This window comes from Haloarcula amylovorans (assembly GCF_004681185.1).
Lineage (GTDB): Archaea > Halobacteriota > Halobacteria > Halobacteriales > Haloarculaceae > Haloarcula > Haloarcula amylovorans.
This window is the reverse complement of record NZ_SRIF01000008.1, coordinates 58,693-79,169: the sequence shown is the minus strand read 5'-3', so window position 1 is coordinate 79,169 and position 20,477 is coordinate 58,693. Positions and strand designations below refer to the sequence as shown.

The 20,477-nt window shown below is 66.0% G+C and carries 23 protein-coding genes; 15 read left to right on the top strand and 8 right to left on the bottom strand.

Going from position 1 to position 20,477, the window contains the following annotated elements:
- The first annotated feature begins 6 nt into the window (after positions 1-6).
- Positions 7-1,395, top strand: coding sequence for a phosphoglucomutase/phosphomannomutase family protein (locus E4S61_RS20275; protein WP_135305749.1), 1,389 nt, complete (start codon positions 7-9; stop codon positions 1,393-1,395).
- Positions 1,396-1,419: 24 nt separating this feature from the next.
- Entirely contained in the window at positions 1,420-1,872 is a 453-nt protein-coding gene (locus tag E4S61_RS20270) for a pyridoxamine 5'-phosphate oxidase family protein (protein ID WP_135305748.1), read from the top strand.
- 29 nt (positions 1,873-1,901) lie between these two features.
- Here E4S61_RS20270 and E4S61_RS20265 read toward each other — a convergent pair whose 3' ends face one another.
- From E4S61_RS20265 to samp2, 3 genes are read right to left on the bottom strand one after another with little or no spacing between them, the layout of a single operon-like run.
- Positions 1,902-2,465, bottom strand: a complete 564-nt coding sequence (locus E4S61_RS20265; RefSeq protein ID WP_167768594.1) for an RDD family protein — start codon at positions 2,463-2,465, stop codon at positions 1,902-1,904.
- A 43-nt stretch (positions 2,466-2,508) separates the two neighbouring features.
- Complete coding sequence (locus tag E4S61_RS20260) at positions 2,509-2,892, bottom strand: GNAT family N-acetyltransferase (protein WP_135305746.1); 384 nt, start codon at positions 2,890-2,892, stop codon at positions 2,509-2,511.
- Between the two features lie 2 nt (positions 2,893-2,894).
- A complete protein-coding gene (gene samp2 / locus E4S61_RS20255) occupies positions 2,895-3,095 on the bottom strand; it encodes a ubiquitin-like small modifier protein SAMP2 (RefSeq protein ID WP_135305745.1) in 201 nt (66 codons plus the stop codon).
- 141 nt (positions 3,096-3,236) lie between these two features.
- Between samp2 and E4S61_RS20250 the strand changes: the two genes are divergently transcribed.
- Positions 3,237-4,214: a replication factor C small subunit gene (locus E4S61_RS20250; protein WP_135305744.1), complete on the top strand. Its 978-nt coding sequence runs from the start codon at positions 3,237-3,239 to the stop codon at positions 4,212-4,214.
- Positions 4,215-4,240: 26 nt separating this feature from the next.
- Here the strand turns inward: E4S61_RS20250 and E4S61_RS20245 are convergent, their stop codons facing one another.
- Complete coding sequence (locus tag E4S61_RS20245; RefSeq protein WP_135305743.1) at positions 4,241-5,113, bottom strand: hypothetical protein; 873 nt, start codon at positions 5,111-5,113, stop codon at positions 4,241-4,243.
- 302 nt (positions 5,114-5,415) lie between these two features.
- On the opposite strand from E4S61_RS20245, the gene E4S61_RS20240 reads away from it, so the two are divergent.
- The 3 genes from E4S61_RS20240 (at position 5,416) to E4S61_RS20230 (ending at position 9,862) form a co-directional block, all read left to right on the top strand.
- On the top strand, positions 5,416-6,042 hold the full coding sequence (locus E4S61_RS20240) for an archaellin/type IV pilin N-terminal domain-containing protein (RefSeq protein ID WP_135305742.1): 627 nt from the start codon (positions 5,416-5,418) through the stop codon (positions 6,040-6,042).
- Positions 6,043-6,108: 66 nt separating this feature from the next.
- The gene (gene alaS / locus E4S61_RS20235; protein WP_135305741.1) at positions 6,109-8,892 is read left to right on the top strand and encodes an alanine--tRNA ligase; all 2,784 of its coding nucleotides are present in this window, start codon (positions 6,109-6,111) and stop codon (positions 8,890-8,892) included.
- Positions 8,893-8,965: 73 nt separating this feature from the next.
- Positions 8,966-9,862 carry a DUF4013 domain-containing protein gene (locus tag E4S61_RS20230; RefSeq protein WP_135305740.1) on the top strand — a complete coding sequence of 299 codons (897 nt, stop codon included), beginning with the start codon at positions 8,966-8,968 and terminating at the stop codon, positions 9,860-9,862.
- Positions 9,863-9,889: 27 nt separating this feature from the next.
- On the opposite strand, the gene E4S61_RS20225 is transcribed toward E4S61_RS20230, so the two are convergent.
- The gene (locus tag E4S61_RS20225; RefSeq protein ID WP_135305739.1) at positions 9,890-11,749 is read right to left on the bottom strand and encodes a cation:proton antiporter domain-containing protein; all 1,860 of its coding nucleotides are present in this window, start codon (positions 11,747-11,749) and stop codon (positions 9,890-9,892) included.
- A gap of 83 nt (positions 11,750-11,832) precedes the next feature.
- Between E4S61_RS20225 and E4S61_RS20220 the strand changes: the two genes are divergently transcribed.
- From E4S61_RS20220 to E4S61_RS20195, 6 genes are all read left to right on the top strand, one after another.
- Positions 11,833-12,609 carry an alpha/beta fold hydrolase gene (locus E4S61_RS20220; protein ID WP_135305738.1) on the top strand — a complete coding sequence of 259 codons (777 nt, stop codon included), beginning with the start codon at positions 11,833-11,835 and terminating at the stop codon, positions 12,607-12,609.
- Positions 12,610-12,635: 26 nt separating this feature from the next.
- A complete protein-coding gene (locus E4S61_RS20215) occupies positions 12,636-13,124 on the top strand; it encodes a zinc-ribbon domain and TM2 domain-containing protein (RefSeq protein ID WP_135305737.1) in 489 nt (162 codons plus the stop codon).
- 3 nt (positions 13,125-13,127) lie between these two features.
- Entirely contained in the window at positions 13,128-13,565 is a 438-nt protein-coding gene (locus E4S61_RS20210) for a DUF2085 domain-containing protein (RefSeq protein ID WP_135305736.1), read from the top strand.
- 58 nt (positions 13,566-13,623) lie between these two features.
- Positions 13,624-14,343, top strand: a complete 720-nt coding sequence (locus E4S61_RS20205) for a type 1 glutamine amidotransferase (protein WP_135305735.1) — start codon at positions 13,624-13,626, stop codon at positions 14,341-14,343.
- Positions 14,344-14,546: 203 nt separating this feature from the next.
- Positions 14,547-15,014 (top strand): hypothetical protein, encoded by a 468-nt coding sequence (locus E4S61_RS20200; RefSeq protein ID WP_135305734.1) that lies wholly within the window; start codon positions 14,547-14,549, stop codon positions 15,012-15,014.
- A gap of 151 nt (positions 15,015-15,165) precedes the next feature.
- Positions 15,166-15,657 (top strand): metallophosphoesterase, encoded by a 492-nt coding sequence (locus tag E4S61_RS20195; RefSeq protein WP_135305733.1) that lies wholly within the window; start codon positions 15,166-15,168, stop codon positions 15,655-15,657.
- A gap of 47 nt (positions 15,658-15,704) precedes the next feature.
- Here the strand turns inward: E4S61_RS20195 and E4S61_RS20190 are convergent, their stop codons facing one another.
- Positions 15,705-16,769 carry a type II glyceraldehyde-3-phosphate dehydrogenase gene (locus E4S61_RS20190; protein WP_135305732.1) on the bottom strand — a complete coding sequence of 355 codons (1,065 nt, stop codon included), beginning with the start codon at positions 16,767-16,769 and terminating at the stop codon, positions 15,705-15,707.
- A gap of 165 nt (positions 16,770-16,934) precedes the next feature.
- On the opposite strand from E4S61_RS20190, the gene E4S61_RS20185 reads away from it, so the two are divergent.
- Entirely contained in the window at positions 16,935-17,891 is a 957-nt protein-coding gene (locus E4S61_RS20185) for an aminopeptidase (protein ID WP_135305731.1), read from the top strand.
- 182 nt (positions 17,892-18,073) lie between these two features.
- On the opposite strand, the gene E4S61_RS20180 is transcribed toward E4S61_RS20185, so the two are convergent.
- On the bottom strand, positions 18,074-18,490 hold the full coding sequence (locus E4S61_RS20180; protein ID WP_135305730.1) for a DUF1648 domain-containing protein: 417 nt from the start codon (positions 18,488-18,490) through the stop codon (positions 18,074-18,076).
- A gap of 96 nt (positions 18,491-18,586) precedes the next feature.
- Between E4S61_RS20180 and E4S61_RS20175 the strand changes: the two genes are divergently transcribed.
- Entirely contained in the window at positions 18,587-19,240 is a 654-nt protein-coding gene (locus tag E4S61_RS20175; protein ID WP_135305729.1) for an HVO_0476 family zinc finger protein, read from the top strand.
- Between the two features lies 1 nt (position 19,241).
- Complete coding sequence (locus E4S61_RS20170) at positions 19,242-19,871, top strand: protein-L-isoaspartate(D-aspartate) O-methyltransferase (protein ID WP_135305728.1); 630 nt, start codon at positions 19,242-19,244, stop codon at positions 19,869-19,871.
- A gap of 18 nt (positions 19,872-19,889) precedes the next feature.
- On the opposite strand, the gene E4S61_RS20165 is transcribed toward E4S61_RS20170, so the two are convergent.
- Positions 19,890-20,390: a hypothetical protein gene (locus E4S61_RS20165; RefSeq protein ID WP_135305727.1), complete on the bottom strand. Its 501-nt coding sequence runs from the start codon at positions 20,388-20,390 to the stop codon at positions 19,890-19,892.
- Between the last annotated feature and the right edge of the window lie 87 nt (positions 20,391-20,477).

Genomic DNA, 20,477 nt, shown 5'->3' with positions numbered 1-20,477 from the left:
TCGTCCATGGACGAAGACGACGCCGCGGCGATAACCTTCGGCACCGACGGGTGGCGAGCGACGTTAGACGAGTTCACCGCGCCACGCGTGCGGATGGTCGGTCAGGCCGTCGCCACGACGCTTCGAGAACAGGGAGAGGCGGGGACGGTCGCCGTCGGCTACGACGCTCGGGAGACCTCTCGCGGGTTCGCCGAGGAATTGTCTCGCGTGCTGTGTGCCAACGGGTTCGACGTGCTCGTCTCCGACCGGGACACGCCGACGCCGGCCGTCGCGTGGACGGTCAAAGAGCGCGGGCTGGCCGGGGCGCTCCAGATCACCGCGAGCCACAACCCACCGGAGTACAACGGCGTGAAGTTCATCCCGAGTTCGGGCGCGCCGGGGCTCCCCGAGACGACCGAGGACATCGTCTCGAACCTCGCCGACCCCGAGTCACTGCCCGAAGACGAGTGGGGGACCGTCACCGAGGAAGACCTCGTCGCCGACTACGCCGACCACGCTATCGAGTACGCCGACGCCGATCTGGCCGGCCTCTCGGTCGCCTACGACGCGATGCACGGGAGCGGTCGCGGCGTCACGAGCGCACTCCTCGAACGCGCCGGCGCGGACGTAACGGCGATGCGGGACACCCAGGACCCCGACTTCGGCGGCGGGTCGCCGGAACCGACCGCCGAGAACGTCGAGGAGCTGATTCGGCGCGTCCGCGAGGGCGACGCCGACCTCGGGGTCGTCAACGACGGCGACGCCGACCGTCTCGGCATCGTCACGCCCGAGCGGGGCTACCTCGACCCGAACCTCTACTTCGCGGCGATGTACGACTACCTCCTCGAATCCCGGTCGGGTGACGTGGTTCGTACGGTCTCCACGTCCAGCATCGTCGACCGGGTCGCCGAGGCCCACGGCCAGTCGGTCCACGAGACCGCCGTCGGCTTCAAGTGGGTCGCACAGGCGATGGCCGACCACGACGCCCTGATGGGCGGCGAGGAGTCGGGCGGATTCGGCCTCGCTGACCACCTCCGCAACAAGGACGGCGTGTTGCTGGCGCTGGTGACGGCCGCTGCCGAGCACGAGGAATCACTCGACGCCCGCGTCGACCGCCTGCTCTCAGAACACGGCGAGATTCATCAGGGCCGAATCAGCGTCGACTGCCCCGAGGACCGAAAAGCGCCGGTCCTCGACGAACTGGAGTCGGAACTGCCCGACTCGGTGGCCGGAGAGTCAGTCGACGACGTCAACACCGTCGACGGGTTCAAGATCGGACTGGCCGACGGGACGTGGGTGCTGGTCCGACCGTCGGGAACGGAACCGAAACTCCGCGTCTATGCCGAGGCCAGTAGCGACGAGCGTCTGGACGAACTGCTGTCGGCTGGCCGAGAACTCGTCGCACCGCTCGTTTAAACGCTCGGCGTGCGTACGGTTGGCATGGATCCCGATGTCGAGTTCGCCTACACCGAGGGGATGACCGAAGCCGAGGTGGAGCAACACTTACAGGAGACGCCTCACGGCGTGCTCTCGCTGGCCGACGGCGGTGACGCCTACGCCATCCCGGTGTTTCACCACTACGAGAACGGTACGCTGTACTTCAGGCTGGGGGAGACGCCCGACAGCCGAAAGGCCGCCTACATCGAGACGACCGAGACGGCGACCTACGTCGTCTACGAGGTCGCGGCCACGGACGACCCCGACGGACAGCAGGGGTGGAGCGTCCTCGCTCGCGGCCCGGTGGGGGAAGTCCCGGCCGACGACCCGGCCTACGACGCCGTCAGTATCAACGAGCGGTTCGCGCCGATACGAATCTTCGACGAGGCCTTAGAGGCGGTAGAGCTGACACTCTACGAGCTGGCTATCGAGGAGTTGGCTGGCCGGACGAACTGAGCGGGCACGGCGTGACTCGACGCAGCGGGTCAGGCGGCCGACTCGACGACGAGCGTCCCGGCCACCCGGTCGCCGAGTCGCTGTGCGTCGTCGTCGGTAACGAGGAGGAGCGCCTCGACAGCGAGCCACCCGACCATCATGAACAGCGCGAGTAGGAACCCGACGAGCGGGACGACGACGCTGACGAGCGCCATCAGCGGCATCGGCGCGAGCAGCACCAGCGTCCGCTTTATCGCCTGCTCTCGTGTGATTGCTGTGCCGTCCTCGCTCACGACGACCACGTCGGTCAGGCCCATTCCGAACGTCTGCCCGCGGTCATTCAGGAAGTAGACGAAATAGCTGCCGACAGCGAGGCCGATGACGCCCCACTGGAGCACGGAGAGCGCGAGCCCGAGGAGGAACGTCCCCGCGACGGCGGCGGTGCTGTCGGGACCAGCGGCACTCATCCCGACGAAGTTGAGACCCATCGAAACTACTGCGAACACCCCCCAGATTAGCACCGTGACGATGGTCAACAGGACGAAATCGACGAGGAACGCGATGATCCGGTCCTCTCGGGCGGACTCGGCGGTGGAGCACTGGGCGGCTGGCATATTCCGTGCGTCCATCACATCCGTGGAAGAAAAACGTATCGTTCTACTCGACAGGAAGTGACCGCTCGCCCCGCCGTCGCCCGGGCTCGTCGCTGTCCTCGATTTCGAACCCCAGTCCTTGGTAGAAGGGGGCCACGTCGGCGTCGAACGCCGCCGTCAGTCGCGCTCGCCGCGCTCCAGCCGCTTCGACCAGCGCCGTTCCGATACCCTGTCCTCGCCGACGGCGACGGACCGCGACGGCGACGATGTGACTCCCGTCGAGGACGAGTGCACCCAGTATGCGCTCGCCGTCTTCGGACACCGCGACGAGCGTTCCCCCGGACGCCGTGCTCTCTCGAACGCTCGCTACGTCACTGGAGAGCGCCGCGCCGTCGAGGACGTTCATCACGTCGGGCAGGTCCTTTGCCGTCGCCTCACGGACGCGCACGCTCACCCTCCCTTGATGAGGCGGACCACGCGCACGCGGTCGGCCTCGACCGGCTGGTCGGTCGGCACGGTCCGGTCCTCGACCAGCACCGACACCTCGTGCGGTGAGAGATCCAGCGGCCCGAGCAAGTCGGCGTAGGTGGCGTCGTCGGCCACGGTGAGTTCGTGGGTGTCCTCGCCGGCCACCTCAACGGTGACGTTCATGGCCGTGTGTATCGTGATGGGCGGCTTGAGTGTATCGGCTAGCAGCGAACAGCCAGAAAGGGGGCGACAGTCTGCACCAATGCCGGCTACCCAAACACTGCTAGCGGTTCGTTTAAGGGCGGTCCACGCTTCCCACAGACTATGAGCGAGGCCGAGTCCGAGTCGCGGGCGGGACGCGAAGAGGTGTGGATAGAGAAGTACCGACCCGAACGGCTCGGAGACGTGATGGGTCACGAGGACATCGTGGGCCGACTCCAGAGCTACGTCGACCGCAACGACCTCTCGCACATGCTATTTTCGGGGCCGGCGGGGACGGGCAAGACCACCTGTGCGACGGCCATCGCCCGCGAGCTGTACGGCGACGACTGGCAGGAGAACTTCCTCGAACTGAACGCCTCCGACGAACGCGGCATCGACGTGGTGCGGGACCGCATCAAGAACTTCGCGCGGACCAGTTTTGGTGGCTACGAGTACCGTATCATCTTCTTAGACGAGGCCGACGCCCTTACCTCAGACGCCCAGTCAGCCCTGCGCCGAACGATGGAGCAGTTCTCGACCAACGTTCGCTTCATCCTCTCGTGTAACTACTCCAGTCAGATTATCGACCCCATCCAGTCACGCTGTGCCGTCTTCCGGTTCTCGCCGCTGTCGGACGAGGCCGTCGAAGCCGAGATTCGCCACATCGCCGACGAGGAGGGCATCGAACTCACCGACGACGGACTGGACGCGCTGGTCTACGCCGCCGGCGGGGACATGCGGAAAGCAATCAACGGCCTGCAGGCGGCGTCGGTCAGTGGCGACACGGTGGACGAACAGGCCGTGTACGCCATCACCTCGACGGCCCGCCCCGAGGAGATTCACGAGATGGTCCAGTCCGCACTCGACGGCGACTTCACGGCCGCTCGCGCGACGCTCGACCGCTTGCTCACCGAAGAGGGCATCGCCGGCGGCGACGTCATCGACCAGTTACACCGGTCGGTCTGGGAGTTCGACGTGGACGACGAGGCGGCGGTCCGCATCCTCGAACGCGTCGGCGAGACGGACTACCGCATCACGCAGGGGGCCAACGAGACAGTGCAGTTAGAGGCGATGCTGGCCTCGCTCGCCCAACCCGAATAGACACGCTGCGGGCGGTTTCTGCGGTCTCAGTCGTCCCGTTGCTGGATGTCGATAGCGACGTCGCCTTCTGCCGTCGCGAGTTGGAAGATGCGACCGCTGTAGCGGAACTCGCGGACGCGGGGGTACGACTGCCCGCCGACGCGGACGTCGGCTACTCGCGGGGATGAGTCGCCCTCGTCGCCGGCGAGAGCGTCGATACGTCCGGTCACGCGGACGTACACGCGGACCGAACCGCTCCGGGGGCCGGTGACGCGGAGGTAACTCGGCAGGTCGCGGTCGTCGTCATCGTCGTCGAACCGATCTAGGTCTACCGTCCGGCCGTCGACGGCGATGCGCGGCCGCCGTTCGGACCACGAGACGTCGGTGATGCGGCCGGTGAACTCGAAGGAGTCGACCGCGCTCCGGTCCGACAGCACCGAGCGAGCGAAGCCGCGGCGAGCGACGTCTTCGCGCTCGGCCTCGTCGCCTTTCCGTACGTCACCGGTAACGCGGATGTCGACGACGTTGCGCCTGTCGACGGTGTTGAACACGCGCATCACCTGCCAGTCGTCGTCATCGTCGTCCCGGTACTCCTCGGGGTCGATTCGGTCCCCGTCGACGAAGGCTCTGGGCTCGGCTTCGCTCCACCGAATCCGTCGAATCCGGCCCGTGAACTCGAACGTGTCAGCGGCGCTCCGGTCCGTGAGTACGGACCGTATGCGGCCGTCGTCGGCGCTATCTACGTCTTCGGTCTCGTCGCCGCGTCGGACGTCTCCGGTCACCCATACATCGACGACGTTGCGTCGGTTTACCGTGTTCTCGATGCGGAGTGTGCGCCACCGCTGCTGTGCGCTGGTCGTCTCAGTAACGGCCATTCCCGTCAACGCGAGTAGTCCTTTCGTCAGTGTGCGTCGGTTCATGGTAGTGAACTGGGCGGGCCGGTTCCCGGCGCTTCGCCCGGGTGTATTCGGAGAGAGCGAACCGCAGAGGTTAGTTATTCGTCGCTGTCGCTCGGTATCGTCGTCTTATCGTTCCGCCGGCGGTCGGTTTCCCTCGATTACCGAACGAAAAACCGCGATACCTGCGGGTTCAGGAAACGACTCGTGAGGGAGGTGCCGATGGCGTTCCGTCGCGGTACAGGATGTCACAGTCGAGTTTTCACTACCGATAATCACTCACGCAGGTTTATACACGAGCGGTCGAGACGATATCACTGATTGAAATGTATCGTTTGCGAGAGGAGCGGGCGGACGAGCGGGGGCAGGTGGGTATCGGGACCCTCATCGTGTTCATCGCGATGGTGTTGGTCGCCGCCATCGCGGCGGGCGTCCTCATCAACACGGCGGGCTTCCTCCAGAACTCCGCGGAGGCGACCGGACAGGAATCGAGCGATTCGACGACCAACCGCGTCCAGGTTGTCAGCGCGACGGGAAGTCACTTTCAAGACGGGGAGGTCGGTGTGGTGAGCCTCACGATCAAGAAAGCACCCGGGTCGGGCAACGTCGATTTGGGACAGGCGACGGTGCAGTGGGTCGGTCCCAGCGGGTCGTACTACCAACTGGCCGAGAGCGGCGCGTCGGGCGACCCCGACGGCCGCTTCGGCGTCTCGACGGTGCAGGACGACGACAGATCGCTGCCCGTCCTCGACTCGACGGAAGACCGATTCACGATTACGCTAGACCTCGGCGATGACGATGCCGGTGTCGTCACGGGCGGCAACGAGTTCGGCGAGGAACTCGCGGAGGGCGAGACGGCGACGGTTCGCATCACGACCACGTCGGGCGCGACGACCGTCGAGCGCATCGTCGTCCCGAAGACGCTCTCGGGCGGTTCTGCGGTGGCGGTGTGAACGCTCGGGACACACGGACTACCCCTTCGGAACTGTTTTACCCGCTGCTGGGCCAACAGTACGCCAATGAGTGACCTCTCGGACGCCTACCAACTCGACTACTTCGAGGAGTCGGGATTCACCCGACAGGAGTGTAGCGAGTGCGGCGACATGTTCTGGTCGCGGGCCGACCGCGACACCTGCGGCGAGCCCCCCTGTGCGGAGTACGGGTTCATCGACAATCCCGGCTTCGACGAGGCGTTCTCGCTGTCAGAGATGCGCGAGGCGTTCCTCTCCTTCTTCGAGGAGCGGGGCCACACCCGCATCGACCCGTACCCGGTCGCCGCCAACCGCTGGCGCGACGACGTGTTGCTGACACAGGCGTCGATCTACGACTTCCAGCCGCTGGTGACCAGCGGGACGACGCCGCCGCCGGCGAACCCGCTGTGTATTAGCCAGCCCTGCATCCGGATGCAGGACATCGACAACGTCGGCAAGACCGGGCGACACACGATGGCCTTCGAGATGATGGCCCACCACGCGTTCAACGCCCGCGAACATATCGAGGACCCCGAGGAGTACGCCTACGAGGGCGAAGTCTACTGGAAGGAGGAGACTGTCGCCTACTGCGTCGAGCTGTTCGAGGAGCTGGGTGCGGACGTCGACGAACTCACGCTCATCGAGGACCCGTGGGTCGGCGGCGGCAACGCCGGACCGGCCTTCGAGGTCATCTACGAGGGCGCGGAACTGGCGACGCTCGTCTTCATGTCCTTAGAGCAGGACCCCGACGGCGACATCGAGATGAAAGACGGAAACCGCTACTCGGAGATGGACACCTACGTCGTCGACACCGGCTACGGACTCGAACGCTGGACGTGGGTCTCTCAGGGGACGCCGACCGTCTACGAGGCCGTCTATCCCGACATGATCGAGTTCCTGAAGGACAACGCCGGCGTCGAGTTGTCCGACGAGGAGGAGGCCATCGTCCACAACGCCGCGAAGCTGGCGGGCCGGATGGACATCGACGAGGCCGAAGACATCGAGGCCGAACGGGACACCATCGCCGAACACGTCGGCGTCAGCATCGACGAACTGCTCGAGTTGATGGCTCCCTTAGAGGACATCTACGCCATCGCCGACCACTGCCGGACGCTCGCGTACATGCTCGGGGATGGCATCGTCCCCTCGAACGTCGGGACGGGCTATCTCGCGCGGATGGTCCTCCGTCGCACCAAGCGGCTGGTCGACAACGTCGGCGTGGACGCACCGCTCGACGAACTGGTCGACATGCAGGCCGACCGCCTGGACTACGAGAACCGCGATACCATCCGCGACATCGTCCGCACGGAGGTCGAGAAGTACCGCGAGACCCTCGACAGGGGCGGCCGCCGCGTCCGCCAGCTCGCCGACGAGTACGCCGAGAAAGGCGAGCCGATCCCGGTCGGAGAACTCGTCGAACTGTACGACTCCCACGGCATCCAGCCGGACATGGTCGAGGAGATTGCCGCCGAGAAGGATGTTGGCGTAGACGTGCCCGACGACTTCTACTCGGTCGTCGCCGAACGCCACGGCGGTGAGACCGACGCCGACGAGACCGAGGGCGTGCCCTACGCCGACCGCCTCGCGGAGCTTCCGGACACGGACCAGCTCTACTACGAGGACCAGCAGCGCACCGAATTCGAGGCCGTCGTCCTCGAAGTGTTCGACCGCGACGACGAGCGGTTCGACGTCGTGTTGGACCAGACGATGTTCTACCCCGAAGGCGGCGGGCAACCGGCCGACCACGGGACGCTCTCGACGGACGACGTGACCGCCGAGGTCGAGGACGTCCAGCGCTACGACGACGTCATCGTCCACACCGTCGACGCCGACCCCGGCAAGGGCGAGTTCGTCCGCGGGCAGGTAGACGCCACGCGGCGCAAGCGCCTGATGCAACACCACACGGCGACCCACATCGTCGTCCACAGCGCCCGGCAGGTGCTCGGCGACCACATCCGCCAGGCCGGCGCACAGAAGGGCGTCGACTCCTCGCGCATCGACGTCCGCCACTACGAGTCGGTCACGCGCGACCAGGTCAAGGAGATCGAGTCGGTGGCCAACGACCTCGTCCAGGACAACGTCCCGGTCACACAGGAGTGGCCCGACCGCAACGAGGCCGAGAAGAAACACGGCTTCGACCTCTATCAGGGCGGCATCCCGGCCGGCGAGCAGATCCGCCTGATTCAGGTCGCAGAGGATATCCAGGCCTGCGGCGGCACCCACGTTGCCCGCACCGGCGACATAGGGACCATCAAACTACTGGGCACCGAGCGGATTCAGGACGGCGTCATCCGCCTGACCTTCGCCGCGGGCGACGCCGCCATCGAGGCCACCCAGCGCACCGAGGACGCCCTCTACGAAGCCGCCGAGGTTCTCGACGTGGCTCCGGAGGCAGTCCCCGAGACGGCCGAGCGCTTCTTCGACGAGTGGAAGGCTCGTGGCAAGGAGATCGAGGATCTCAAGGAGCAACTCGCGGAGGCCCGCGCGGCCGGCGGCGCGGACACCGAGGAGGTCGACGTCGGCGACACCACCGCGGTCGTCCAGCGCATCGACGCCGACATGGACGAACTCCGCGCGCAGGCCAACGCTATCGTCGAACAGGGCGACATCGCCGTGCTCGGCTCCGGGCGTGACGGCGCGCAGTTCGTCGTCGCCGTCCCCGATGGCGTGGACGTAGACGCCGGTGCGGTCGTCGGCGAACTCGCCGGTCGCGTCGGCGGTGGCGGTGGCGGCCCCTCTGACTTCGCACAGGGCGGCGGTCCCGACGGGGACGCGCTAGACGACGCGCTGGACGACGCTGGCGAGATTCTGCGCTCCATCGCCAACGCCTGAGCGGCGGCTCGCACCAGCGGCGTGACCTGTCGCGTCGAAAGAACGATACTCCCGCCGGTCGAAGCGCCAGTGTATGCCACACTGTACGGCCTGCGGAGCCGCCGTTGCCACCGACGACGCCTTCTGTCCGCAGTGTGGGATCAAGCGACACGAACCGGCAGGTGAGGCTGACGACGCGTCTCCCGCCAACGAGGCCCGTGAAACCGCTGAAATCGTCGATACCCACGAGCCGCGGCGACGGACCGAGACGGGCGGAGACGAGGACGCGGACCCCTACGAGCGCGATGGCTTCTCCTTCGGGCTGTACTACCCCGCTCGGGCCGGATACGAGCCGTTCTTGCTGGGGAGCATCATCTCGCTCGTGGGCGCGGCCGTCCCGCCTGTCGGCCTGTTCACCTACGGCTACGTCTTCCGCCTGACCGAGTGGGCCGCGAACGGGCGGGAGGACCCCCCGGAGTTCGAGGCGTTCGGCCGCCTGTTCGTCGACGGTCTGCGGCTGGCCGTCGCGACAGTCGCCCTCGCCATCGTCACCGTCGTCGTCGGCGCGACCGTCGCGGCGGTGGCAGAACAGATCGGTCTCGCCAGCCCGCTTTCTGACTTCGCGGTGGCGCTGACGGCGCTCGCGGGCCTCTACGTCACACCGGCGGTGCTGACCGCATACGCGGTGACGGGGCGAATCACGCGGGCGTTCACCGGCCGCTATGCCGGCGCGTTCGCGTTCTCGACGCGCTATCTGGCGGCGTTCGCTGGTTCGGTCGCCCTCGGATTCGCGGCGACGGTGCTCTGGCTGGCGTCGTTCCTCACGCTGGTCGGCCCAGTGTTCGTCTCGACGTACGCGAGCTACGTCTTCGCCGCGTTCTGGGGCTATCAGTACCGGGCGGCCGCCGAGGCCGGAACCGTTCCCGAAATCGTCTCCGACCCCGACGATTCGGAACGAGTGGCGGCGACCGTTCCGGCTCGTTCACCGTAACGCCGACCCGGTTTCCGCTACGAGCCATCACTCGGCCTGACACAGCTCTCGCGCGGCCCGCATCGCGTCGTTGGTCTCACAGATGAGCGTGAGGTGGTCCCCCTTATCGAGCGTGAACTCGCCGTCAGGAACCCGGTCCTCTCCGTCTCGGCTCACCATCGCCACGAGCGAGCCGTCGGGGAGGGCGTCGGCGACACGATTGACCGACTGGCCGACGAGCGCGTCGTTTCGAAGCTCGACTTCGAGGACGTCGCCGGTCCCGCTCGCGTCGGCCAGCCAGTGGCTCAGTGCGGGCCGTTCGATGGCGTCGTCGATGGCGTCGGCGACCGCGAACCCCGCCGAGATAGGTTCGATGTCCAAGTCCTCGAACGCCGCGAGGTTGTCCGGCTGGTTCGCCCGCGCGACGACGTTCTCCACGTCGAACCGGGTCGCAGCGAGCTGGGCGACCAGTAAGTTCACGTCGTCGTCGGCCGTCGCGGCCACGACGACGCCCGCGCGGTCGGCGTCCGCGGCGTCGAGCGTCGCGGTGTCCGTCGCGTCGCCGTGGACCACGCGGTGGCCCTCCGCGCGCGCTTGTTCGACAGCATCCGAGTCGCGGTCGACGAGGACGGCCTCTTCGCCGCGGGCCTCGAATCGGTCTGCGAGTTCCGTGCCGACGCGGCCAGCGCCGACGATGAGTGTGGTAGTTGGCACGATATCGAGCGCCTGCGCGAGGTGACGGGCCAGACTGGCTTGAAACATGACGGTCGCGAAGATGACCGAGAAGACTGTTCCCACGAGCACCGTCGCGGCCTCGGGGTTCGTCGGCCGCAACTCGATGGCGAACAGCGTGGCGACGCTGGCCGGGACGATGCCGCGCGGCCCGACGAGGCCGACGAACAGCCGCTCGTTTCTCGTCATCGACCCGCCGATCGTCGAGAGGAACGCGCCAGGCAAGCGAACGAGCGCGACGATTGCGACGACGACGAGCAACCCGCCGATGCCGAGCGCGCGCAGGTCGTCTATCGAGAGCAGCGCCGCGAGGACGACGAAGACGAACGAGAGGACGAACACCGTGACGCCGCCTTTGAACTCCGCGACCACGTCCTCGTGGGGGATGTCGGCGTTGCCGAGGACGAGACCAGCCGTGGCCGCCGCCGCGATGCCCGCCTCGGTGAGCCACGTGTTGGCGACGGCGAAGGCTACGAGCGCGGCCGTCAGGACGACGAGCCGAGCGTTCTGTGGCGCGTTGTCGCGCGAGAGCGACAACCGAGTGAGCAGGACGGCGGCGAGTCCGCCGACCGCGAGACCGACGCCGACGCCGACCGCGAGTCGGGCGACGAACGCCTCGACGACCACCAGCGGCGACGCCGCGGTGGTGACGAACTCGAAGGTGGCGACCGCGAGGATGGCTGCGATGACGTCGTTGATGATTCCTTCCGTCTCCAGCGCCGCTGCGACCCGGTCCCGGACCGGGACCACCTGCATGATGGGCGTGATGACCGTCGGGCCGGTCGCCACCAGCAGCGACCCGACCAGCAGCGCCACCGGCCACGCCGACCCGAAGACGAGGCGCACGGCGAGTGTAGTGCCGACGAGCGCGACCAACGCGCCGACCGTGACGAGGCCGAGCGCCTCCCGCGAGGCCTCTTTCACTCGTTCTGCCGTGAGGTGGAAGGCTCCCTCGAAGACGATGATGCCGACGCTGAGACCGACGATGGCCTGGAGACCGGCCTCGCCGAACAGTTCCGGGCGGACGACGCCGAGTCCTTCCGGGCCGACGATGACGCCCGCGACGAGCAGGAACGCGACGCTCGGAACCTGTAATCGGTCGGCGACGAGCTGTGCCGTGACGCCGAGGCCGGCGACGAGGACCACGGCACCGATGAGTGACGTTGCGGCGGACACGTATCTGGTACCGCTTCACGCCGGTCCCTGTTAAGCGGTTCCAACCGAAAGAGCCACGCCGACGTCGAGTCAATCATCCAGCGATGCCGACCGCAACGAACCGCGGTGTTTCCCTCCACTACGAGACTGACGGCGACGGCCCCACGGTAGCGTTCGTCGGCGACGTCGGCTACGGCGCGTGGCTCTGGGGCTGGCATTTCGACGCGCTGACCGGCCCCTTCGAGACGCTGATCTGGGACCTGCGCGGGACCGGCGATTCCGACGCACCGGCCGGACCCTACGACGTAGCGACGCTGGCCGCCGACCTCGACGCCGTCCTCGCTGACCACGGGGTCGAGCGCGTCCACCTCGTCGGCGCGGGACTGGGCGGGATGGTCGCGCTCCGATATGCCCACGAGTACGGCCGCGCGCGGACGCTGACGCTGTACTGCACCGCCGCGTCGGGCGACGGCGTGGACGAGGCGGCGCTCCGTTCGCTCTCGCTGGACGCGGGCGAGACCGCCTCTCTCGACGGCGCGCTCTCGCCGACCTTCCGCGAGACCGACCCGGCCCTCGTCGAGCGGATCACCGAGTGGCGACGGGCGGAGGACGCCACGGACGATGCCTTCGTCGCACAGGCCGGGGCGATGACCGACTTCGACGCGCCGCCGCTGTACGAGATTACGCAACCGACCGAACTCTATTATGGCGTCGAGGACCCGGTGATCCCGACCGACGCCGCCGAGTCGCTGGCCGCCGACCTCCCGCGGGGGACCGCCACGGCTGTCGAGGGCCGTCACTGTTGTTACGTCGAGCACGCGGCGGCGGTCACAGACCGCCTGACGGCGTTTTTAGACGAGTACACCGACCCCGAGTTTTAACCGCTGGCGCGCCGATTGGACAATATATGTCCCCGCGAGACGACGACCGAGACGAATCCTCCGAAACGGACGACTCGACTCGGGGCGAAGACGAGACACTCGACGCATCGGACGAAGAGACGACCGAGTACGACGCCGACGCGACGGAAGCGGACAGCGCCGAGGGCGAACCGTCGCCGGCAGGAGAGAAATACTGCACGTCCTGTGGAGCTCCCATCGACGCGGGCGCTCGGTACTGCTCGGAGTGCGGCGCGGCACAGGACGATGCTGGAGGCGGTGCAACTGCTGGCTCCTCGGCCTCCGGGGAGAAAGACCGGGTCACGGCGGGCATCTTCGCCATCTTGCTTGGGAGTTTCGGCGTCCACCACTTCTATCTCGGCAACATCAAATTCGGCGTCCTCTACCTGTGTTTCTGCTGGACTGGGCTACCGGGCATCGCCGGCCTCGTCGAGGGCATCCTCTATCTGACCAAGACGGACGAGGAGTTCCAGCGCGAGTACGTCGACCGATACTGAGCGATGTCTCGCCGCCGAGAACTGCGGCGCGGACTGGCCGCGACGGCTCCGTACCTCCTCTCGCATCACACCGCCGACGAGCGGTATCGCTGTCATCGCCTCACCGTCGCCGGCCGAACGGCCCATTTCTGTGCCCGCTGTTCGGGCCTCTATCCCGGTATCGCACTCGGCGTCATCGCTTTCCTCCTCGGCGTCGCTCGCGGCGTGTGGTTTCCCGTCGTCGCGCTCGGACCGCTCCCGGCGCTCGTCGACTGGGCGGCGACGACGTTCACCGACCGACGAGGTACGAACACCGTTCGGACGGCGACTGGTGGCCTGTTGGGCCTGGCTTACGGCCTCGCAGTCCCATGGTTCCTGACGACGTGGCAGCTGAGACTGGCGGCCATCGCGGTCAGTTACGGGGGGCTCGCGGCGGCCGGTCTCTGGTTGGCCTCCGAGTGAGCGGCAGCACTTCGCGGAGATACAAGACTTATGCCTCTCGACAGATTTGCTTCGGGCGATGAGTCTGCGCATCGCGCTACTGAATGCAGCCCACGACGGCGAGGACAACCGGCGGAACTTCCGCCGGGAGCTCGACGCCGACCTCGTAGAGTACGACGTCACCGAACGCGACCTCCCCGACTCCTTCGCGTTCGATGCCTGTGTCGTCACGGGTTCGCGCGCGTCGGCCTACTGGGACGAAGAGTGGATCACCGCCCTCGAAGCGTGGGTCCGTCACGCTATCGACCGCGGACTGCCGGCGCTGGGGGTCTGTTTCGGTCACCAACTGCTCGCGCAGACACTCGATGGCCGCGTCGAACCGATGGACGAGTACGAAATCGGCTATCGGACTATCGAACACGACGGCGGGAATCCGCTCCTCGACGGCGTCTCGGAGTCGTTCACTGCCTTTACCACCCACTCCGATCACGTCGCGGAACTCCCGCCGGGGGCCGAGCAGTTCGCCGAGAACGACTACGGCGTCCACGGCTTCCGGAAGGGCGACGTCTTCGCGGTGCAGTTCCACCCGGAGTACGACCCCGAGACCGCCGAGTCGGTGACGAAGGGGAAGGACCTGCCCGACGAGCGGATTCAGGGTGTCTTAGACGGTATCACCGAGGAGAACTACCGGGCGGCCTGTGACGTAAAGCGCCTCTTCGAGAACTTCACCGACTACGTCCGAATGCAGCAGTCGGCCGACACAGACGGTCAACGGGCACCGGCGGCCGCTGACGACTGAGACGGCCTGCTGTCGCTATTCTCCGAGCCGACCGCACGATGTCACGCGGTCGATCCGGGACAGAACTACAGCAGTGACTCTGTTGAAATCCTATTTTTCAGATACAATATGGGTGAAACAGCTGATAAGTAGATTTGCGAGTTGAACAGTTGTTACTGGTCACCAGCAGAAACTATTTATTCTTTAAGAGGTTGATTTTTGATATGAAACGCCGCGCCCTCCTCGCTTCGCTCAGTGCGGCCAGTACGTCAATGTTCGCGGGCTGTTCGTCGCTAAGCTCCGATACCGAAACTATCGAGGTGACCAATAGAGACGTGTCATTTGAAGACTATACGGGTGAGGCAGAGAATTCAGCACAGCTCCTGCTTGACAGGGACGATCAAACCCTCGCGATCAGTGGGTACCTCCATACGTCGGGTACAGTCAGCAAACTCGTTCCTCAAGTGTCAACAGCCGCTGTTGGTCGCAACATAATTGACGTGACTATTGAACCATCGCTTGATGACACTCAGAACAAGATCCAGATCTATCAGTATCTCACACTGCTCAGATTTAATCGGATTCCCGATACTGTCGAAGTGTCGGTACAGCATAATAGCGGAGCGGATGATACTGAAATAGTCCTCTCACGAGTCTTCGATGCACCGACTCCGTCACAGGAGAGCCCATAACGTACTGAACGTTGCATACTTTACCTGTATTGACCGCCCCGATTCAGAATATGTCATCTGATGGGGGTTCAACAAGGCCACAGCAGTCTGTATGAGGCGGGTCGCCTTCGCGGGGAGTACGTTCTTGTAGCCACCGCCTGAACGGCCAGCCATGCAGGTCGGGATCGTCTCCGATACGCACGACAACACGGGATTGGTCGAGGCTGCCGTGGACACCTTCGCCGACGCCGGCGTCGAGACAGTCGTTCACTGCGGGGACTTCGTCGCCCCCTTCTCGGCGACGCCGTGGAACGGCGACTGGGAGTTCTACGCCGTCCGGGGCAACAACGACGGCGAGTGGACCCTCCAGTCGACGGTCGAGGAGTTCGGGACGTACATGGGCGAAATGGGCGAACTGACCCTCGACGGTGCCGAGATAGCCGTCTACCACGGCACGAGCGGTGCTATCGTGGACGCCCTCGTCGAGTGTGGCACCTACGACTACGTCTTCCACGGCCATACCCACGACCGAGGGACCGAGGAGTACGAGGGGACGACGCGCATCAACCCCGGGGGAATCGGCATCCCGCCCGCTCCCGACGACTTCTCGGTGGCGACCTTAGACACCGATACCGGTGACGTGACCTTCCACGAACTCGGATAGCGCGAGCGGCGGCACGAAAATCGAAGTCGAGGCCGACGACCGTCTCGTCAGTCGTCTGCGATGCTGTCGGCCCGGCGGATCTCTCCCTCGTGTTCGACGAGGCCGCGGCCGACGCCGAGGGCGTCGTTGGTGCGTTCGATGCTCTGCTCGGCGCTCGCGGTCCGTTCCGAGAGTGCGCGGACGGCGTCGATGTTCTCGGGGACCACGTCGGCTTCTTGGTGAATGGCCTGGAACAGATAGAGGTCCCGACCCTCGACGGTGACCGATTCGGCCCAGATACAGTTCTCCCAGACGTCGCCGCGCGGGCGGCCGGCGTCGCGGGTGTACTCCTTGATCTTGCCCGCGCCGTCGATACCGAGCGTCTCCGGGACGAGGAACAGACGCGTCTCCCGACTGAGCAGGTCGAGAACCTCGTCGGCGGACGGTTCGGAGTCGAGCGTGACGTTGACGCTGTGGGTGTGCATCTGCGTCGTCGGGACCTTCATCCCCATCGTGTCGATGTCGAGGTCGGGGAAGACGGTCTGCACGTCGGGGCCGTGGTGCGACGGAATCTCGACCGGGTCCGGCAGTGTGTCGTTGATCGGGCCGCGCGATGTCTGTCCGGGATCGCCGCCCCGGCGGACGAGTGTGACGCGAGCCTTCTCGACGCCGTAGTTCTCCCGGAGCGGTGCGAGCAGACGTGAGAGCCCGGTCGTGTTACAGGAGACCACGCGGGCGGTATCGGCACCGACCGCGGCGTCGTAGTTGGCCCGGGCGTTGAAGCTTACGTCAGCTACGTCGGGGTCTTCACCGCCCTGGAAGATTGCGGGCGTGTCGTGTTCCTCGTACAGCGAGGCATTGGTCGCACCGACGCCACCCGGCGTCGTATCGACCACGACGTCGCTGGCTTCGACCATGTCGTGGACCGTCCCGGCGGTCGTCAGTCCGGCACCGTCGAACGGGGCCTGCCCGTCGGCAGCGTAGAGGTTGTATCCGCGGTCATGTGCGATGGTTGCTTCGAAGTTCGGGGACCGTTTGGCGACGCCAGCGACAGTCATATCCGGCTGTGCACGCACCGCGTCGGCAACTCGCTTGCCGATGGTGCCAAAGCCGTTGATGCCCACGTGGAGCATACACCCCTGTTCTCGCGGACGGAGTATATTCTTTGCGGTAGATAGAAATAGAAATTAACTCGGATAGTTGTACTCTTCTCGCCGAAAACCGTGCTATTAACCCGCACACGGCGGGCAGACGGCGGGCCACCAAGAGTTAATCCGACGGGGGACCGACGCGGTGATATGGACAACTCTTCGCTTCGCGCGCCAGCCGAGACGGCGATCGAGCAGTGCATGAACGTACAGGCCGACGAGTCCTGTGTCGTCGTCACCGACGAGAAACGCAAGGCCATCGGGGAGGCACTCTACCGCGTCGCCAGTGAGATAACCGACGACACCGTCTTCTGTCGCTACCTGCCGGGGAACCAACACGGCGAGGAACCGCCAGCCCCCATCGCCGGCGCGATGAAGACCGCCGACGTGGTGCTCGCGCCGACGACCAAGAGTCTGACCCACACCGAGGCCAGAAGCGAGGCCACCGCCGCCGGCGCTCGCGTCGCAACGCTCCCCGGCATCACCGAGGCCGTCTTCCTGATGGGGCTGGACGCCGACTACGAGGCTATCCGTCAGCACTGCGAGGACGTCCTCGCACAGGTAGCGGGAGCCGAGGAGATTCGCGTCACCTCCCCCCAGGGCACGGACATCACCTTCGGCGTCGGATCCCGGGAGTGGAACCTCGATACGGGCATCGTCCACGAACCCGGTGCGATGTCGAACCTCCCCGCTGGCGAGGTGTTCCTCGCTCCGGAGACGGCCGACGGCACCTTCGTCGTCGACGGGACGATGCGCCCCCACGGGAAACTCGACGGCCTCGAACTCACCTTCGAGGTCGAAGACGGCTACGTCACCGACATCAGCGACGACGAGATCCGCGGACAGATCGAGACGGCCGCCGAGGAGGTCGGCCGGGACGCCTACAACCTCGCAGAACTGGGCATCGGCACCAACGTCGCCGTCACGGAACTGGTTGGCTCCGTCCTCTTAGACGAGAAAGCGGGCGGTACCGTCCACATCGCCATCGGTGACGACCACGCCATCGGCGGCGATACTCACGCGCCCATCCATCTGGACGGCATCCTGACGGAACCGACCGTGTATGCGGACGGGGAGGTCGTAGACCTCCCAAAAGGCGAGCGGTGAACGGAGTGAGCCGCGAGGACGGGGAGGAAGTAGCACTTCCTCGTGGTGAGTGAACGACGAACCAAGTGAGCCGTGAACCGGGGAGGTCGTAGACCTCCCACAAGGCGAGCGATAGCGCGGGGCTGAACGGAGTGAAGGCCCATGACGCGAACGGCAACGCCGTGAGCGGTGAACGGACAGCGTCAGCCGAGATTAAGCCTCTCGCGGCGAATCGCGTAGCCGCAGACGGCGATTGTCCAGACGGCCACGCCGACGAGGACGAGATCAAACGATATCGGATAGCCGAGATTCCACGCGAGGACTAGCCCGTGGACGGCTGCCATGAGTGCCATCGTGGCGACCGTGACGACCCGGGCGGTTCGGGGATCTCCGGACGGGTCCACACGCATCGCTCCCTCGATGACGAGCAGCGTCACGAGCATGAACACGGGCAGCAGTACGACTGCAACTGTCTTCGAGACGTAGTTGTCGGGCGTCCCCGACGCCGAGAAGTGAATCGCCACCTCGGCCGGCAGTTGCGGATAGAGGACGACGCCTGCGAGGGTCGTCAACGCGACGAGGCTTCCAGAGACGAGGGCGGTTCGTCTGTCGAGGCGCATATCGTCGTGGACGCCCGCGAGGGGTTTAACCGTGCTTCTCGCGCGTGGCGGGCGCGTGGCGACGACCATTTACGCTCGGCCCGTCAACCCTGGCGTATGACCGACGTTACATCTGGAGAGCGCGTTGCGCTCCCCTGTCCGGCCTGTTCACCGGGCCTCGAAACCGTCCACGAGGTGCTCAAACCCGGCGGACAGGTGACCGTCCGCTGTACCGACTGCGACCACGTCCACAAGGAACAGTTGCCCGACGACGACACCGTCCCACGGGACGTCGTCGTCTCGCAAGACGGCGAATCGTTCACCGCACAGGTCGACGTTCCCGACGACGAGGACCTCGCCGTCGGCGAGGAGTTCCTCTTAGAGACCGAGGCAGCCGTCATGACGGTGCGAATCACCAGTCTGGAGACCGACGAGGGTCGTACTGAGGAGGCCCCAGTCGACGATGTCGACACCATCTGGTCCCGGGCCGTCGGGAACGTCGCGGTCAACGTCACGATGCACCCGAAGGACGGCCGCCACGACGAGACCGAGAGCTTCAAACTGCAGGTGCCGGGCGACTACGACTTCGTCGTCGGCGAGACCGAGGAGTTCGGCGACGAGGAGTTCACGGTCGAGGGCATCCACGTCCGCGACGACGCCCACGGCTACGACCACGAGAAAATGGATTTCGAGGGGGACAGCGCCGTGGCGAAGGATATCAACCGGTTGTACGTCCGCGACGAGTCTACGACGGCGTGGTCGGCCTGGTAGGATGGCCGACTGGGACCCCGACCGGACGGTGCTGGTCGAGCGCCTCCGCGAGGCGTACGACCTCGACGAGCGGGTCTGCTCGGCGGTCGCCGCGGTCCCGCGACACCGATTCGTCCCCAACTCCGTTCGATCCAGTGCGTACGACGACCGGCCGCTCCCCATCGGACAGGACCAGACCATCTCGGCCCCGCACATGGTCGCGCTCATGGCCGACCGACTCTCGCTCGAACCCGGCGACCGCGTCCTCGAAATCGGCACCGGCTGTGGCTATCACGCCGCCGTCACCGCCGAGCTAGTCGGTGCGAAGAACGTCTACAGCGTCGAGTACCACGACGAACTCGCCGAGCAGGCTCGCGAGGTACTCGCCGCGACCGGCTACGGCGATGTGTCGGTTCGCGCCAGCGACGGGAAGCAGGGGTGGGCCGACCACGCGCCCTACGACCGCGCGTACCTGACGTGTGCTGCGCCGGAGTTCCCCGACGCCGTCGTCGAGCAAGTTCGGCCAGAGGGCGTGCTACTGGCACCCATCGGAACCGGGCGCAGGCAGGTGCTCGTCAGCGCGCGCCGTCGGGCCGATGGCACACTCGAACGCGAGAAACACGGCGCAGTGCGGTTCGTTCCCCTTCAGTGAAACCAAGGCGTGTGAGAGTCAGGCGACCGAGCGGTAGAGTCGCCGACCGCCGAGTTCGACCCCCGCCAGTAGCGTGAGGGCGACGACCGTCATCGGCCCAAAGAAGAGCGTATACAGCCCGAGGGGGTCCGTCTCGCCGTTGACGCGCAGGAACGCATAGACGACGATTCCCGTCGCGAGCGCCAATCCAGCCAGCGGCGCGACGGTGCCGTATCGACGGTAGGCGTACAGCGGAACGGCGGCCTGTGCCCCGAGAACGACGAGCGCACCGAGAACTAACAGTGACCCCATACCGGGCGACTCGACCAGCGCGCTGGTGAACATCCCCGTCAACAAGCGCGCTCCGAGCCAGCAAGCCAGGCAGAATCCGGCGTAGGCGACGCCACCACCGACTGCGAGGCGGCGTGGTGACTTTCGGTCGAGTACGAACGAGAGGGAGACGATGGCGACTGCGGCGAGGAGGGCGACCGCGCGCGTCAGCAAGTCACTGCCGAGCGCGGGGTCCGGCGTCCCGGGCATATCCGGTCGGTTCGGTATCACCTCTCCTGAATCTTTCTTCGACCGACGGGGGCCGCGTCATTCATATAGCTCCGGCGGGAACCTCGG

Coding starts and splice junctions, on each gene's coding strand:
- E4S61_RS20220 (WP_135305738.1), top strand. CDS start 11,833: ATGCCGACCGCAACGAACCGCGGTGTTTCCCTCCACTACGAGACTGAC.
- E4S61_RS20165 (WP_135305727.1), bottom strand. CDS start 20,390: ATGCCCGGGACGCCGGACCCCGCGCTCGGCAGTGACTTGCTGACGCGC.
- alaS (WP_135305741.1), top strand. CDS start 6,109: ATGAGTGACCTCTCGGACGCCTACCAACTCGACTACTTCGAGGAGTCG.
- E4S61_RS20215 (WP_135305737.1), top strand. CDS start 12,636: ATGTCCCCGCGAGACGACGACCGAGACGAATCCTCCGAAACGGACGAC.
- E4S61_RS20190 (WP_135305732.1), bottom strand. CDS start 16,769: ATGCTCCACGTGGGCATCAACGGCTTTGGCACCATCGGCAAGCGAGTT.
- E4S61_RS20200 (WP_135305734.1), top strand. CDS start 14,547: ATGAAACGCCGCGCCCTCCTCGCTTCGCTCAGTGCGGCCAGTACGTCA.
- E4S61_RS20240 (WP_135305742.1), top strand. CDS start 5,416: ATGTATCGTTTGCGAGAGGAGCGGGCGGACGAGCGGGGGCAGGTGGGT.
- E4S61_RS20205 (WP_135305735.1), top strand. CDS start 13,624: ATGAGTCTGCGCATCGCGCTACTGAATGCAGCCCACGACGGCGAGGAC.
- E4S61_RS20185 (WP_135305731.1), top strand. CDS start 16,935: ATGGACAACTCTTCGCTTCGCGCGCCAGCCGAGACGGCGATCGAGCAG.
- E4S61_RS20270 (WP_135305748.1), top strand. CDS start 1,420: ATGGATCCCGATGTCGAGTTCGCCTACACCGAGGGGATGACCGAAGCC.
- E4S61_RS20170 (WP_135305728.1), top strand. CDS start 19,242: ATGGCCGACTGGGACCCCGACCGGACGGTGCTGGTCGAGCGCCTCCGC.
- E4S61_RS20245 (WP_135305743.1), bottom strand. CDS start 5,113: ATGAACCGACGCACACTGACGAAAGGACTACTCGCGTTGACGGGAATG.
- samp2 (WP_135305745.1), bottom strand. CDS start 3,095: ATGAACGTCACCGTTGAGGTGGCCGGCGAGGACACCCACGAACTCACC.
- E4S61_RS20175 (WP_135305729.1), top strand. CDS start 18,587: ATGACCGACGTTACATCTGGAGAGCGCGTTGCGCTCCCCTGTCCGGCC.
- E4S61_RS20275 (WP_135305749.1), top strand. CDS start 7: ATGGACGAAGACGACGCCGCGGCGATAACCTTCGGCACCGACGGGTGG.
- E4S61_RS20250 (WP_135305744.1), top strand. CDS start 3,237: ATGAGCGAGGCCGAGTCCGAGTCGCGGGCGGGACGCGAAGAGGTGTGG.
- E4S61_RS20230 (WP_135305740.1), top strand. CDS start 8,966: ATGCCACACTGTACGGCCTGCGGAGCCGCCGTTGCCACCGACGACGCC.
- E4S61_RS20210 (WP_135305736.1), top strand. CDS start 13,128: ATGTCTCGCCGCCGAGAACTGCGGCGCGGACTGGCCGCGACGGCTCCG.
- E4S61_RS20265 (WP_167768594.1), bottom strand. CDS start 2,465: ATGCCAGCCGCCCAGTGCTCCACCGCCGAGTCCGCCCGAGAGGACCGG.
- E4S61_RS20180 (WP_135305730.1), bottom strand. CDS start 18,490: ATGCGCCTCGACAGACGAACCGCCCTCGTCTCTGGAAGCCTCGTCGCG.
- E4S61_RS20195 (WP_135305733.1), top strand. CDS start 15,166: ATGCAGGTCGGGATCGTCTCCGATACGCACGACAACACGGGATTGGTC.